Origin of the sequence: Natronoarchaeum philippinense (assembly GCF_900215575.1) — an archaeon.
Taxonomy (GTDB): Archaea; Halobacteriota; Halobacteria; order Halobacteriales; family Natronoarchaeaceae; genus Natronoarchaeum; species Natronoarchaeum philippinense.
Map to the genome: position 1 here is coordinate 127,503 of NZ_OBEJ01000004.1, position 15,579 is coordinate 143,081.

12 protein-coding genes are annotated in these 15,579 nt (G+C 61.8%); 10 read left to right on the plus strand and 2 right to left on the minus strand.

Translation table 11 applies throughout. From position 1 onward, the window contains the following. Positions 1 to 16: 16 nt before the first annotated feature. The 7 genes from CRO01_RS13955 to CRO01_RS13985 all read left to right on the plus strand — a co-directional run bounded on the left by CRO01_RS13955 (position 17) and on the right by CRO01_RS13985 (position 7,929). The gene (locus tag CRO01_RS13955) at positions 17 to 1,084 is read left to right on the plus strand and encodes a glycoside hydrolase family 172 protein (protein ID WP_097009774.1); all 1,068 of its coding nucleotides are present in this window, start codon (positions 17 to 19) and stop codon (positions 1,082 to 1,084) included. 116 nt (positions 1,085 to 1,200) lie between these two features. Next, a complete protein-coding gene (locus CRO01_RS13960) occupies positions 1,201 to 2,169 on the plus strand; it encodes an AAA family ATPase (RefSeq protein ID WP_097009775.1) in 969 nt (322 codons plus the stop codon). A gap of 92 nt (positions 2,170 to 2,261) precedes the next feature. After that, on the plus strand, positions 2,262 to 2,534 hold the full coding sequence (locus tag CRO01_RS13965; RefSeq protein ID WP_097009776.1) for an LPXTG cell wall anchor domain-containing protein: 273 nt from the start codon (positions 2,262 to 2,264) through the stop codon (positions 2,532 to 2,534). A 60-nt stretch (positions 2,535 to 2,594) separates the two neighbouring features. Beyond that, positions 2,595 to 3,476 carry a CehA/McbA family metallohydrolase gene (locus tag CRO01_RS13970; RefSeq protein ID WP_097009777.1) on the plus strand — a complete coding sequence of 294 codons (882 nt, stop codon included), beginning with the start codon at positions 2,595 to 2,597 and terminating at the stop codon, positions 3,474 to 3,476. Between the two features lie 250 nt (positions 3,477 to 3,726). After that, positions 3,727 to 4,809, plus strand: coding sequence for a Gfo/Idh/MocA family protein (locus tag CRO01_RS13975; protein WP_097009778.1), 1,083 nt, complete (start codon positions 3,727 to 3,729; stop codon positions 4,807 to 4,809). Between the two features lie 188 nt (positions 4,810 to 4,997). Continuing rightward, the gene (locus tag CRO01_RS13980; RefSeq protein ID WP_097009779.1) at positions 4,998 to 6,947 is read left to right on the plus strand and encodes an ABC transporter ATP-binding protein; all 1,950 of its coding nucleotides are present in this window, start codon (positions 4,998 to 5,000) and stop codon (positions 6,945 to 6,947) included. Between the two features lie 184 nt (positions 6,948 to 7,131). Continuing rightward, on the plus strand, positions 7,132 to 7,929 hold the full coding sequence (locus CRO01_RS13985; protein WP_097009780.1) for an endonuclease/exonuclease/phosphatase family protein: 798 nt from the start codon (positions 7,132 to 7,134) through the stop codon (positions 7,927 to 7,929). A 505-nt stretch (positions 7,930 to 8,434) separates the two neighbouring features. On the opposite strand, the gene CRO01_RS13990 is transcribed toward CRO01_RS13985, so the two are convergent. After that, complete coding sequence (locus tag CRO01_RS13990; protein WP_097009781.1) at positions 8,435 to 8,893, minus strand: universal stress protein; 459 nt, start codon at positions 8,891 to 8,893, stop codon at positions 8,435 to 8,437. 140 nt (positions 8,894 to 9,033) lie between these two features. Here CRO01_RS13990 and CRO01_RS13995 point away from each other — a divergent pair, with 140 nt between their 5' ends. Then, complete coding sequence (locus CRO01_RS13995) at positions 9,034 to 10,038, plus strand: formylglycine-generating enzyme family protein (protein ID WP_245838559.1); 1,005 nt, start codon at positions 9,034 to 9,036, stop codon at positions 10,036 to 10,038. 65 nt (positions 10,039 to 10,103) lie between these two features. Here CRO01_RS13995 and CRO01_RS14000 read toward each other — a convergent pair whose 3' ends face one another. Then, on the minus strand, positions 10,104 to 11,708 hold the full coding sequence (locus CRO01_RS14000) for a sulfatase family protein (protein WP_097009782.1): 1,605 nt from the start codon (positions 11,706 to 11,708) through the stop codon (positions 10,104 to 10,106). Positions 11,709 to 12,602: 894 nt separating this feature from the next. Between CRO01_RS14000 and CRO01_RS14005 the strand changes: the two genes are divergently transcribed. Next, positions 12,603 to 13,802: a tyrosine-type recombinase/integrase gene (locus tag CRO01_RS14005; RefSeq protein ID WP_097009783.1), complete on the plus strand. Its 1,200-nt coding sequence runs from the start codon at positions 12,603 to 12,605 to the stop codon at positions 13,800 to 13,802. 617 nt (positions 13,803 to 14,419) lie between these two features. Then, positions 14,420 to 15,400, plus strand: coding sequence for an aldo/keto reductase (locus CRO01_RS14010; RefSeq protein WP_375097346.1), 981 nt, complete (start codon positions 14,420 to 14,422; stop codon positions 15,398 to 15,400). Positions 15,401 to 15,579 lie beyond the last annotated feature (179 nt).

Below are 15,579 nucleotides of genomic sequence, written 5' to 3' on the forward strand. Positions count from 1 at the left end.
GAAACCGGGCAGGCGCATGCACTCTTCGTTCGGACTCGATAGTCTCGCTACGGTATCGGACGCCCGGTCACGATCGATCACAGCCGAGAATCCCGACGGCGAGGTCGGCGCCGGTGGACAGGCCGCCAGCGATCTCGGTCCCGGACGGAAGGGACGGCCCTGCCTCAGCGATGTCCCTTCCGGTGCCACCGAGACGCTCGCCGAGATCGACGGACCCGGTTCGATCGATCACATCTGGTTCACGCTCCCCGACCGGACCGACGCCGGCGAGCACGTTCTCCGGGATGTCGTCGTTCGAATGTACTGGGACGGCGAGGACGACCCGTCGGTCGAGGTGCCGATCGGCGACTTCTTCTGTAACGGCCACGCCCGCCGGACGACCGTCAACTCGATGCCGGTGGTCGCCGCGCCCCACGGCGGCCTGAACTGCTACTGGCCGATGCCGTTCCGGGAGAGCGCCCGGATAACGATCGAGAACCAGCATCCCGGCCCCCTCCCGGCGCTGTTTTACCAGATCGACTACTCGCTCGTCGACGAACTGAGCGACGACACGGCGTACTTCCACGCCCAGTGGCGCCGCGAAAACCCTACGACTACCGGCGAGGACTACACGATCGTCGACGGGATCGAGGGACAGGGTCACTACGCGGGGACGTACCTCGCGTGGACCGCGCTCGAAGGCGACTGGTGGGGAGAAGGCGAGTTCAAAGCCTACATCGACGGCGACGACGAGCTCCCGACGATCTGTGGCACCGGCGCCGAGGACTACGTCGGCGGGGCGTGGTGTTTCGATGCAGGTGATGGGCCCGAGACCTACTCGACACCGTTTCTGGGCTACCCGCTGTACGACGACGGATCGGACGGGCACGGCGGACCGCCCAAGCACGGCCTGTATCGCTGGCACGTTCCCGACCCCATCCGGTTCAAAGAGGATCTGCGCGTGACGATCCAGCAGATCGGTCACGACGGTCGTAGCCTGTTCGAGCGTTCGGACGACATCGCCTCGGTGGCGTATTGGTATCAGAAAGAGCCCCATGCGGCGTTTCCGGCGCTTCCCGCCCCCGAGAAGCGGCGTCCCCGGTGACCGGGTGTTGACAGTCGAGACGTGGCGGTCGGACGCAGGCGACCGCCGTGCCGTCGGGTGCTATGTTCCCGCACGCAACCGTCAACTCTAAGGGACTGGACTGATACCGCTTTTTCATGGCTGTGACAGAGTTAACCATAGAGGAGGCTAGCCAGCGCTGTGAGGACGTCATAACCGAGATCCAGTCGGCAGTCATCGCGGACCGGGAGTTCCTCGAGGACGTGCTCCTCGGCATCCTCGCCGACGGCCACGTGCTGCTCGAAGACGTTCCCGGGACCGGGAAGACGCTGACCGCAAACAGTTTCGCCAGCGCGTTCGGGCTGGACTTCTCCCGCGTGCAGTTCACGCCGGACCTGCTGCCCAACGACGTTTCCGGGACGAACATCTACAACGAGCGCGAGAACACCTTCGAGTTCCAGCCCGGTCCGATCTTCGGTAACGTCGTGCTGGCCGACGAGATCAACCGCGCGCCGCCGAAGACACAGGCCGCGCTGCTCGAAGCCATGCAGGAAAAGCAGGTCACCGTCGAGGGCGAAACCCGCCAGCTCCCCGAGCCGTTCTTCGTGCTGGCGACCCAGAACCCCGTCGAGCAGGAGGGGACGTTCCCGCTTCCCGAAGCGCAGGTCGACCGTTTCTTCGTCAAGACGAGTCTGGGCTACCCGGACAACGACGGCGAGGTCGAGATCCTGCGGCGCCGCGTCGGCCGGATGGATTCGACGCCACAGGCCGAGCAGGTCATGGACGACCCCGAGGAAGTGCTGGCGCTACAGGAAGTCCCCGAGCGAGTGCGCACCGAGGACGATATGCTCAACTACATCTCTGAGGTCTGCCGGATGACCCGCGAGGACCACCGCGTCCAGACCGGTGTCTCCCCGCGTGGGACCCAGCGTCTCCTCGAGTGTACCCGCGCCCGTGCCGTGATCGAGGCCCGCGAGTACGCCACGCCCGACGACGTCAAGAACATCGCCGAGTCCGTGCTGGCCCACCGTCTCGTGCTGACGGCCGAGGCGAAGGTCAACGACGTCGACAAGCGACAGGTCGTGCGCGACGTGCTCGACGAGGTCCCGGTGCCCACGGTCAACTGACGCCACAGCGACGATGCGGTAGCGACTGCTGTACCGCGCTCGACAGCGCGGTCACAATCGTTAAGTATTGGACGGATAATCGTTAGGTAACGATGAGCTCAGAGGGGCAACTGATAGTCTGCCGTCGGTGTAACGAAACGATCCCGCTCGAAGAAGATAGCTGCCCGCACTGTGGAACGACGATTCGCGGGAACGGCCCGTACATCGGCGCCATGCTGTTCGGCATCATCCTCGCCGGGGCGTCGCTCCTCCGGCTCGGGGAACTTCTCGCCTTCACCGTGCTGGGGGCGCTGATCGTCGCCATCGCCGGATACCTGTTCTACAACAAGCGCCAGCGCATCCAGAAGGCAAGTCAGCGAGCCTGACGCCGGTCGGGCCGCTCCCGACCGAATCTTTTTGAGAGTTCCGAGCGCTCGGTGAGTCGTATGGTGACGATTCGCTCTCCCTACGAAGATAGCGGCACTTGGCTCCGCGGCAACGTCCACGCCCACACCACCGAAAGCGACGGTACTCGACCGCCCGAGGACGTCATCGACGATTACGCCGCCCGCGGCTACGACTTTCTGGCACTCTCCGACCACGATACGCTCGTCGATCCCGACGAGTATCGGTCGCAGACAGGGATGGTGCTCGTGCCCGCAGTCGAGGTGAGTGCAGGTGGCCCACATCTCCAGCACGTCGGGGCGTCGACGGAGGTCGACCCGGACGAGGACCGGCAGGCCGTCGTCGATACCATCGACGAGAACGGCGGATTCGCAGTCGCCAACCATCCCAAGTGGCTCCACGAGTTCGAGCACTGGTCGCGGGAGGAACTAAGCCGGATCGAGGGATTCGACGGGATCGAGATCTACAACGGATTGATCCAACGCCACGCTGGTGCCGCCAGAGCGACCGACCGCTGGGACTGGCTGCTCTCGCAGGGCCACCGCCTCTGGGGCGTTGCGGCCGACGACTCACACCGCGGCGGCGATGTCGAGGAAGGCTGGACAGTTGTGCAGTCCGACGAGCGAACGCCGGCGGCAGTTCTCGACGCGCTTCGAAACGGCCGGTTCTACTCCTCGACCGGCGTCACCGTCGAAACAGTCGGCGTTGACGGGAACGAACTCCTCGTTTCGACGGCCGATGCCGACCGAATTCGACTGATCAGCGACCACGGCGTCGTTCAGCAGACCGTCGACAGCTCGACAGCCACGTTCCACCTCCCCGAACAACTCGTCCGCGGCGGCGACCACACGTACGTTCGCGTCGAGTGTCTCGGCCGAGGCGGCGACGCGGCTTGGACGCAACCGATGTTTCTGGACTCATAACTGCCGAGTAGTGGGTCTGCCTGCGCCGAATCCACGCGAGCGTCGTTGCTACTCCCCCGTCGCCTATCAGGGCGCTTGCGGGAATGACTCACGTAATCACAACTTATTTGGTAGTTACTCTCAGTGTCACACGCATGACTCTGTCAGTCGTTGGTATCGACTTCGATCACGTTCCTGACCTACTGACGCGGATAGTTGACAACCTCGCTACCTCGCTGGATGCCACTGTCACGGCGGAGAGTGTGCGGCGATGAGTGTTGACCCGAGCTTCGAGGCACCGGAACTCCCCTACGAACCCCGCGACCCGAAGTCCTACGAGCCAGCCGTCGGGCTGATCGGCTGTGGCGGCATCACGGGCACACATCTCGAAGCCTACAGCGACGCGGGCTACGACGTTCGAGCGCTCTGTGACATCGACGAGGCCGCCGCCGAGGAGAAGCGCGAGGAGTTTTACCCCGACGCCGACGTGTACACCGACCACGAGGAACTGCTCGCCCGGTCGGATATCGACGTTGTCGACATCACGACGCATCCCCAGCACCGCCCGCCGCTGATCGAGGATGCGATCCGGGCCGGCAAGCACGTTCTGAGCCAGAAGCCGTTCGTCCTCGATCTCGACGTCGGCGAGCGCCTCGTCGAACTGGCGGCCGAAAACGACGTGCAGCTGGCCGTCAACCAGAACGGTCGCTGGGCACCCCATTTCAGCTACCTGCGACACGCAATCGCTGAGGGCCACGTCGGCAGCGTCCTCGACGTGGACTTCTCGGTGCACTTCGATCACGACTGGATCGCCGAGACGCCGTTCGACGATGTCGAACACGTCATCCTCTATGACTTTGCGATCCACTGGTTCGACGCGCTCTCGTGTTTCATGGGCGATCGCAAGCCCCAGCGAGTCTACGCCTCGGAGGCGACCTCACCGACACAGCAATCCTCGAAACCGCTGCTCTCGCAAGCCAGTATCGAGTACGAGGGCGCACAGGCGTCGATGACGTTCGCTGGCCACACGCAGTTCGCACAGGAGGACCGCACTGTCGTTGCGGGCACCGAGGGAACGCTCGTCAGCACCGACGCGGGCGGCGACGGACAGACGGTAACACTCGAGACCGAGCGAGGGACCGCATCGCCGGACCTCGACGGCGAGTGGTTCACAGACGGGTTCCACGGTTCGATGGCGGCGTTGCTCCGGGCGATCGAAACTGGCGAGGAACCACCACACAGCGGCCGGAACAACCTCGCCAGTCTCGAACTGTGCTTTGCGGCGGTGGCCTCGGCCGAGCGCGGCGAACCGGTCGTCCCCGGCGACGTGCGTCGGTTTCCCGGAGAACAGTGACGTGAGAGCAGTGCGACCAGCAGTTCAGCCTGAATTCACGATGTATCCACTCGACAGTAGACCGACGACAGACGATCCGACGATGTGGCCGGCAACCCACGGAGCGGCATCGAACGCGACCGGTCGATCGGTGACGGCGACCGCACGGAGCACCCACGAGAGACTCTCTTCGGAGGTATCGCGCTGAGATGCCCCCGAACGCTCACGACGACGATGACGACTCGTTCGACGAGATCCGAAACGAGAGCGGCTCGTCGATCTACCGGCTGTTCCGGGAGTACGGGCGCAAGCACTGGCCGCAGTTCTTCGGCGGCGCCGCCGCGAGCATCCTGCAGATGGCGATGGAACTCGTTCCGGCGTTCGTGCTGGCGATCGCCATCGACTCGCTGTTCTTCGATACGCGCGCGTTCGCGCTCCCGCTCGTTCCCGAGGCGTGGCTCCCCGAGGCCCAAGGCGCACAGTTTCTCCTCGCGGCCGGCCTCGTCGGCGGCTCGTACGCTCTCAACACCGGGCTCGGCTGGATCAACGACTACATGTGGAACGGCTTCGCCCAGCACTTCCAGCACAACGTTCGCGTCGACAGCTACGACGCCATGCAACGACGGGAGCTGTCATTCTTCGACAACCGCCAGACCGGCGAAGTGATGTCGGTCCTCAACAACGACGTCAATCAGTTGGAGAACTTCCTGACCGGCGACCTCAACACGATCATCACCGTCGTGGTTCGCGTCGGCGGGATGGGCGTCGTCATGCTGGCGATCAACTGGCGACTCGCGTTGATCCCCGTCGCGGCGATTCCCATTCTGGCGTATCTCAGCTACAAGTTCCGCGAACTGATCCATCCCAAGTATCAGCGCGTGCGGAAGTCGGTGGGACAGATGAACTCCCGGCTCGAAAACAACGTCGGTGGCATCCAGACGGTCAAAGCGTACACAACCGAGCCGTTCGAGACTGGCCGAGTCGAGGATGCGTCCCGGGAGTACCTCGACGCCCAGTGGGACGCGATTATGGCACGCATCACCTTCTTCCCGACGCTGGCGATCACGACGCAACTGAGCTACGTCCTCGTCTTTCTGATCGGCGGCTGGTGGGTCGTCACCGGCTCGCCGCCGCATCCGTTCTTCAACGGTCCCAACAACGCCATGACTGCTGGGACACTCGTGTTGTTCTTGAACTACACCCGGCGGTTCTCGTGGCCGATGCGCCGCGTCGGCGAGGTGCTGAACAACTACCAGTACGCGGAAGCCGCCGGTGAGCGGATCACCGGCCTGCTCGACCTCGAACCGCGCGTCAAGGACGCTCCCGACGCCACTCCGCTGGACGACCTCGAGGGCCGCGTCGAGTTCGACGACGTGAACTTCTCCTACGAGAACGACGAGGGCGACCCCGAGCAAGTGCTCCGCGACATCTCGTTTTCGGTCGAACCGGGCGAGTACGTCGGTCTCGTCGGGCCCACGGGGGCTGGCAAGTCGACGCTGATGAAACTGCTGTTGCGCTTCTACGACCCGGACGACGGCGACGTTCGGATCGACGGCGTCGACGTCGACGAGGTCACGCTCCAGAGTCTCCGAGACTCGATCGGCTACGTCAACCAAGAGCCGTTCCTGTTCTACGGCACTGCCCGGGACAATATCGCGTACGGTCTCGACGACGCCGACGACGACGAAATGTACGAGGCGGCGCGGATCGCTGGTGCCCACGAGTTCGTCGAGGAACTGCCCGACGGCTACGACACGATGGTCGGCGAGCGCGGCGTCAAGCTTTCGGGCGGCCAGCGCCAGCGCATCGCGCTCGCCCGAGCGATCCTTCGGGATCCCGAGATCATGATCCTCGACGAGGCGACGAGCCACGTCGACAACGAGACCGAGGCGGTCATCCAGAACAACCTCTCGGGGATGATCGCTGACCGAACGACGTTTGCGATCGCGCACCGACTTTCGACGGTCCGGGACGCCGATACGATTCTCGTTCTCGAAGATGGCGAGATCGTCGAGCGAGGCACCCACGACGAACTTATCGACGAGGACGGGATGTACGCCGACCTCTGGAACGTGCAGGTTGGCGATGTCGAGGCGCTTCCCGAGGAGTTCGTCGAGCGCACGAAACAGGGGTACGCGGACCGAATCGACACCGAGTAACGCCCCGTCGACGGCGTTCCGAAACCGGATGACAAGCGGGCAGCGGACGGCGGGAGAAAGACTATGTGCGATTATCGGAACACCAGAGGTATGGACAGACGATTACGACACGTCCGACTGGACGATACACCGTTCGAAGCGAACGCTCGACCGATATCGAACGTCGTCGAGGTGCGTCTCTGCTATGTCTGAGACGCTTCGCGTCGCGTCGTACAACGTTCGGGTCGCGTTTGGCGACGACGGGCCGGACGTGTGGCCGAATCGCGTCGACGCCGTCGCAGGGGCGCTCCGACTGCACGCTCCGGAACTGGTCGGCCTGCAGGAACCGACGGCCGAGCAGCTCGCCGATCTCAGCGAGCGACTTCCCGAGTACGAGTGGGTCGGTGTCGGCAGGAACGACGGCGAGGACGACGGCGAGTTCTCGCCGATCGGCTATCGGCCCGACCGACTCGAACTGCTGGCATCGGATACGTTCTGGCTCTCCGAATCGCCCGACGATGTCGGCAGCGTCGGCTGGGACGCCGCGCTCCCCCGGATCGCTACGTGGGGCCAGTTCCGTGATCGAGCGACCGGCCGGCAGTTCGTCCACGCGAACACGCACTTCGACCACGAAGGCGAGCGCGCACGCATCGAGAGCGCATCGCTGCTGGCCGAGCGACTGCCGACGCTGGGCGCTGCAGACGATCCAATTGCCCTCACCGGCGACTTCAACAGCGAGCCGGATTCGACGCCCTACGAGACACTGGTTTCGGACGGCGGCGCCGAACTGGTCGACGCCAAGAGGCGGTCGGAGCACGGTCACCACGGCCCCGACCACACGTTCACCGGGTTCGAGGATCCAACCGCCGGTCGGCGCATCGACTACGTCTTCGTGACGCCTGACATCGGCGTCGTGCAACACGCTTCGTGTGTTGATCTCCGCGCTGACGGTCGTGTTCCGTCGGACCATCTGCCAGTCGTGGCAGATCTTCATTTCGAGTAGCCCCTCTGGCCGTCGCACCGTTCGATAACAGCCGTTACACGACGCAGAATCGAAATAAAGTGGAAACAATGAAAAAGAATATATGCGATGGGATGAATGGCTAGTTCACGGTGGTTGGAGTGTCCACCGTGCGTCTATCCGACGATACGCGTGAGTGTAATACGCAGATGTACGCTGCGGGCGGATAGCGATCCGCCACTCTTTTCGAAGATATTACGAAACGAGTGTTCACGAATCACGGAAGCTAGTAGTACTGTTCGACAGCACGGCAACCTTGATAGTCCACCGGATACTACGCCGATCCGCGGGATGCCGACTATCTATCGCTGCAGAGAGTTCGAGCACCCCTCTCTCGTGCATCCCGTCGTAATCCGGCGTAGTACACGGCCGTCCGTGGGCGGGTCGATAGCCCCGCCGACCGGGTTTATCACGGCAATTTGAGCCGCCACAACGCCTCAGCCTTGGTGAGTTGTTGCTACTGTGTCGCCGGTCGTGTTGCTGTGAGTTACTCAGTCAGCGTGACGACGTACTGGTCGGAGTTCAGGATGACCCGCTGAGCGGTGTCGCCGAAGACGGCTTTTCCGGTCGGCCGCCGACGCTGCCCGACGAGGAAGATGTAATCACAGTCGTTGTCCTCCGCGACGCTCAGTATCGTGTCCGCTCGCTCGCTGTCGCCTTCGACGGCCCGGCCGATCGCTTCCGTCTCGATGTCGAGATTCGAAAGAAGATCAGTAATCGCACTGTTGGCGACACTCTCGGCGTACTCCTCGGCGGTCGTATTGTAGCTCCCGCCCTCGACATCCGCGATCGAATCGATCACTTCGGCGTCATTCTGGAACTCCTCGTCGCTGACAACGGTCAACACATGCAGTGGCACGTCCGCGTCGGCTGCGAGCTCACCGGCTTCCTGAATCAGTTCTGGCGCACGATCGCTCGGATCCGTAACTACGAGTGGACGATCCATGGACTACCAATGGTCGATGACCCATTAATACCTTATCCTAGCCGTGAGGGCAACGCGCGAACTGCACGCTCGATGCGCCGGTAATCAAACTGGCACGGACCACCAGAAGGATTTACTCCGTTCCCGAAATACGTCCTTGCGTGACGGACGAAGACCGTGCATGTTGTGCCGGATCGCGGGACCGGCAGCACTCGTCGGTGGCCGAGCCAAGCGACGAGCGACCGGCGGACGTACCGACAGCGACCGACCCGGCCACAGCTGATGACGACAGAACGAACGCGATGACTCGCCTCGACGGCGGCCCGTTCCTCATGGGAACGGACTCTGGCGCCGGCTTCCCGCAAGACGGAGAGGGTCCGGTACGGGAGGTCACTCTAGACCCCTTCTACGTCGACCGGTTTGCAGTCACAAACGCCCAGTTTCTCGAGTTCGTCCGCGAGACGGGTTACACGACCGACGCCGAACGGTTCGGTTGGTCCTTCGTCTTCGAGGATTTCGTGAACGACGCCGACCGCGACCGAATCGCCCGAACCGCCGACGGGGCATCGTGGTGGGTCGCCGTCGAGGGCGCCGATTGGCTCCATCCAAACGGCCCCAGCCAGACTGTCCTCGACAACCGATCGCTGCTGAAACACCCCGTGACGCACGTCTCGTGGCGCGATGCCGCTGCCTACGCTGACTGGGCGGGGAAGCGACTCCCGACGGAAGCCGAGTGGGAGTACGCGGCCCGCGGTGGCCTCCGCCGGCGGACGTTCCCGTGGGGCGACGAACTGCGTCCCGACGGCGAGCACCGGTGTAACATCTGGCAGGGCGAGTTTCCGGAGCAAAACACAGGTGACGACGGCTACGTCCAGACTGCACCCGTCGACGAGTATTCCCCTAACGACTATGGACTGTACAACGTCGCCGGTAACGTCTGGGAGTGGTGTTCCGACTGGTTTGATAGAGAGTACCACACTACTGACGCCTACTCGTACGACAACCCGACCGGCCCCGACGACGGCACGGAACGAGTGATGCGAGGCGGCTCGCATCTGTGTCACCGGTCGTGGTGCAACCGCTATCGCGTCGCAGCCCGATCGAAGAACACGCCCGACAGCTCCACCGGAAACATCGGATTTCGCTGTGTCGTCGACGCCGCCTGAGAGAAAGCTCCCACAGTGCTCGACAGCGTCTGACAGCGCCCGACAGCGCTTCCCTCACAGCGGCGTCACTCGCTGTGAACAGTGAACGTCGCCGCGCGCTCTGCGCTTTCTTCGTAGCCGTATCGGACTGCCCGGGCTCGCACCGTCGTTTCACCCTCCGGAAGGGGAATCGAGCCGGTGTACAGCGACCAGCAACCGTCGTCGCCCGTCGTATACTCGACGGATGCGCCCTGCGTCGAGCAGTGGATGGACAGTGTCGCAGGAGCAGTTAGCGTTGCACCGTCCGGCTTCGCCGTCACTGCACGGTTCTCCGCCGAGTTCGGGACGAACGTCGGTGTGGCTGTCTGTGGCTGATCGTCGCCGTTCCAGCGGTTGTGAACCATCTCCGCCTCCGAGACGTGCCCGAGGTCGTCGACCTCGTCCATCCAGTCGTCCATCGCCGTTCGCAACTGCGCCAAGCGGTCCTCGTACTCGGGATCGCCCGCGAGGTTCGTCGTCTCGTGGGGGTCTTCAGCGAGGTCGTACAACTCTTCGGCCGGGCGGGTGTCCGTAACCCACTGTCGGTCGCCGTCGAGGTCGTCCTCGGCTTCCAAACGAAGCAGTTCGCGCATCGCGGGATGCTCGTTCCTGAACGGTACCCACTGCCGATAGGGGGTTCCGGGTGAGTAGTGACGAATGTACTTGAACCGCTTGTCTCTGACCGCCCGGACCATATCGTAGGACTGGTCGTATCGGTCCCGCGTCGCGTAGACGTGCTCCCGCGGCTCGTCGTCTAAGAGTGACTGGCCTTGAACGTGCGGCGGAACATCGATTCCGCAGGCAGACAGCATCGTTGGTGCGAGATCGACGAGGCTCACCAGCTCGTCGCTGACTGTTCCCGCGTCGACCTCCCCCGGCCAGCGAACGACGAGCGGGACTTGGAGCCCCGAGTCGTACACCCAGCGCTTGGCTCGGGGCAGTCCCTCGCCGTGATCGCTCCAGAGTACGACGATCGTCTCCTCGGCGAGTCCGGCGTCGTCCAGTCGATCGAGCAGTTCCCCAACCCACTCGTCGGAGGCTTCGATGGCGTCGTACTGCCGCGCAATCGATCGCCGCGTCGGAGCGGTGTCCGGGAGATACGGCGGCACATCGACGGCGTCCGGATCTGTGGCAAGCGACTCGTTCTCTTCGGTGTCCCACATACAACTCTCGTGGGTCACGTCGTTGGTGAACATCGCAAAGAACGGCTGGTCGTCCTCGCGGGCCTCGTCCCACCACCCCGCGTCGGAGTCGTGATGATCCCACATCGTGATCGGCTCGCCGAACTGGTAATCCGTCTTCCCCTGCAGCGTACAGTAGTAGCCTGCGGCCCGGAAGTGCTCGGTCACTGCGGTCACGTAGTGAGGTGGAACGGCGTCGTACGGCGTCGCCAGCCCCGGTGCGTCGTCGCTCGTGTGCGTGGTCCGCATGTGATGTGTTCCGATCGAGTTCTGGTAACTGCCTGTGAACACTGCGGAGCGACTCGGCGCGCAGACCGGCGCAGTGGCAAATGCGTTCTCGTAGCGCCGCCCCTGTGACGCCAACCGATCGATGTTCGGCGACCTCGCTAGCTCGTCCCCGTAACAGCCGAGGCGCGGCGAGGTGTCTTCCATCGCTATCCAGACGACATTCGGGCGCTCAAGCTCCGACATACGTACCGTCGCGGAAGGCCATCAAATAAGCATTCGGGTTAAATGCGTCGTCCTGCTTGGATCGGAATCTGGTGAGTGGGAGACGACATACCCGTCTCTGATGAAGCTTCGCCACCAGCCACATCCAGCAAATCATACACTCAAAATAATACTATGCTTAATTATATTTTAGCAACCGCTGTTCTCCAGATCGTCGTTTATCACTGGATTTACCCCACTGATCTACGGCGCAACTATATGTGTGTGCAGCTGAAAATTAATGTCGCTTAAATGATCTAATTCGTATACTCTTCACTGTCTGTCTCTCCACCGGAATTATTAGGGTGAATAATATGTGAATGCTATTTTCTATCGCAAATACTCTGTCTATCACATATTTATCTAGCTAAAATACTATATACGTATAGAATTTTCTCACGCGTTCATCGGCTATTGATTATCCCTTTCACACAGCGACAGCTGCCGCCACAGTCTTGCTATCAGTTTGGACTGTCGCTGCAACTGGAGCAGCATCAAATATATACTCTCAAAGGTAAAAAATCGAATAAACCATTTCCCAAACTATTCTCACTACGCCGAAGTAGGCTCTGTCGACATTGGCGCCAATCATTTGATCTCGCATGGCATTCGCGTGTTCAATACTACGTGTTGTCCGCTTCGAGCTTACCACGATCTTGGAGGACCTAGTATCCCCCTCTCCGTCTCACCGAAGACACTCAGTTATTTTGTATACCATAATGTAGTTTATATGGGGGTCGAATGCGGCTATTATAACGATACAATATCTCTATCGCCGAATATTGGCCGAATCATAGACTGACATTCTTACTTTCGCTTAGTCGAGTAAACCCAAGTAGATTTTAGTACCTCGACGCTGTCGGGTACGCATAGAAGATGGATCCCGATACTGACGGGGATACTGCAGGGGCTCACGACGAGAAAACCCCACTCGACGCGCCGCTCGACGAATTTCTCGACGCCAAAGCGAAAACATACGATCCAAAGACTGGCGCGCGGTCTGGAGCGTACGCGACACAACTCAACCGCACGCTTCAGAAGTGGATCGACTGGCTAGACGACCGCGGCGTCGAGTATCTAGAAGACCTCGACTCGCAGACGGTCGGTCGCTGGGCACAGTACCTCTCACGGCGCGTTGCGTCCCACAACGCCGACGCCGACAGCGGGCTCTCACGGGCATCGGCATGGACGTACTACAATCACGTGTCGGCGTATCTCACCTACTGTCGAGAGTGGGAGTTCATCGCTGAGAACCCAGCACAGGCCGCGGTCGTCGAGAATGCAATGCCCGACCGCCCGAGCGGCGGGTCGAAAAACCAGCAGTTCTGGTCGCCGACCCAGCGACAGACGCTCCTGCAGTACGTCGACGAGCGTGCCCACAACGCGATCGACGAACGGGGGAGTGACGCCGTCACCGAAGTCCGCGACCGGGCGCTGTGCTACCTGCTGGGCTACTCTGGCGTCCGTGGTGCCGAGGTCCTGTCGCATCCGGACACCGACTGGGACGGTCGGAACGGAGCACCGTGGGATGCACTTGATCTTGAGTCAGCGACGATCTCGATCTACGGTAAGAGCCAAGAGTGGGAACAAGCGCCGCTGACCGACAAGCCGCGACCCGCCCTCGAACGCTGGCACGACATCCTCGATCCTTCGACCGGCGAGTGGCCGCTGTTCCCCACCTCACACCGGCCGTCACTGTGGTCGTCACTACGCGAGCAGCTCGAAGAGCGCGGTCACAACAACACCGACGAGTTGCTTGATCCGTACGATGACGTGATGGATGCCTACCGAGCGTATGACTGCGTGCCGCCTGCACTGACCACGGCTGGCGGACGCCAGCTTCTCAAGCGGCTCAGCGAGTCTGCTGGGGTCGATACCAGCGACGACTCGAAGAACTATCTCACGCTACATGGCGCGCGTCGTGGCGCCGGGGAGATGTACTACCGCAAGGAAGGGGCATCCGCCGCGCAACGGGCGCTACGGCACGCCGACCCGTCGACGACGAGCGAGATGTACAGTCACATCGAAGCAAGTGAACTCTCTGAGATCGGGAGTCGTGTATTCGACGATGAATAGAAGACGGGAGAGGTCAAGGCTGAGATAGAACGAACAGACCCTGTCCAACGGTTTGCGATGTTGAGCGAATCGACCAAGCACAAGCAACTCAAGATCGTCGCAGTTGAGTTCCTAGACCAGTCCAGTCACCAGATGTCCCGGACCGCCGTGTCTTTACGACACTGTTTCCGGTTCGGAGACTGTTTGCACGAAAAAGAACATCGAGTGGCGGATGAGAGTCCGCCCGCAGCGTTCTGTCTGCGTATTACTCTCGGAGATCGCGCCGTACAGATGTCTGGTAAGCACTCCAACCGACGCGAATGTACGCTATACGGCCATCTACAAGAATTTTGTCCCATTCGGTCAGTGAATTCCGGAAACGGTCTCGGCGCTCTACCATCTAAATCGGAGACCGTACTGATAACGGCCATTACGGGGCGCTCGGCGCCGATATCGTTCGAGGGCCATCGGGTTGACGGCAATCGACTGGAGCAGAATTCCGCAGCCAGGTGAACTACCCAACCCTACTCGCTCACCGCTGACGCGGTTCGCTCCTTGAGGAAGGGGACTTAGCGCCTAATTCCAGTTAATTTACGGTCCATCACCTGCAACTGCCGGGTAGCACGATGACAGATAGTATGGAGTACACACGGCTCGGAACGACGGGGCTCGAAGTCTCTCGGTTCTGCCTCGGGTGCATGAACTTCGGGACCGGGGCCGACTGGATGATCAACGACGAGGACGAAGCGATCGAGGTGATTGACGCCGCGCGAGACCTCGGCATCAACTTCTTCGACACCGCAAACACCTACTCGAACGGGGAAAGCGAAAAGATTCTCGGGCAAGCGATTCAGGGGTACGACCGCGAGGAAATCGCCATCGCCTCGAAGGTGTACTTCCCGGCGACGGACTCGCCCGGACCGAATCAGCAGGGCCTCTCCCGAAAACACATCCTCGAGCAAGTCGAGGACAGTCTGGACCGGCTCGGAACGGACTACCTCGACCTGTATCAGATTCATCGCTGGGACGACTCCACCCCGATCGAGGAGACGCTCTCGGCGCTGGATACGCTCGTCGAGGATGGACGCGTTCGATACATCGGGGCCAGCACGATGGCGAGCTGGAAGTTCATGAAGGCGCTCGCAACCAGCGACATCGAGGACTACGAGCGGTTCGCCTGTATGCAACCCGAGTACAGCCTCACGAGTCGTCACGAGGAAGCAAACGTCCTGCCGCTGTGTGCCGATCAAGAGATCGGCGTCATTCCGTGGTCGCCGCTGGCGGGCGGGTTCCTGACGGGGAAATACAGCCGTTCGGACGGACCTGACGGCGCCCGAATGGCTGAGGACGAGAGCGCTCCCGAAGAACGATGGTCCGAAGAAGAGTGGGCAGTGCTCGATGCGGTTCGTGAAATCGCCGCCGAGCGGGATCGAACGCCGGCACAGGTAAGTCTCGCGTGGCTCCTGCACAAGGATGTCGTCGACGCGCCCATTATCGGTCCCCGGTCGATCGACCATCTCGAAGAGAACGTGGCCGCGCTCGATGTCGAACTGTCCGACGACGAGATCGAACGGCTCGAAGCCCCGATCGACCCCGAATGGTCGAGCAAGTACACGTAAGCACGCTACAGCGATGACGTGAGCGACAAGTCAGCGGGCTTTTTATCTCCGTTCACGTAATCGACCTGTATGGAGACCGATATCGGCAACGCGCTGTCGTCAGTAGCATCACCGGGCGTTTCGCGGGAATCGCTGGATCGTCTCGACGAGGACGTAGCAGTAGCCCACGAACGCATCGA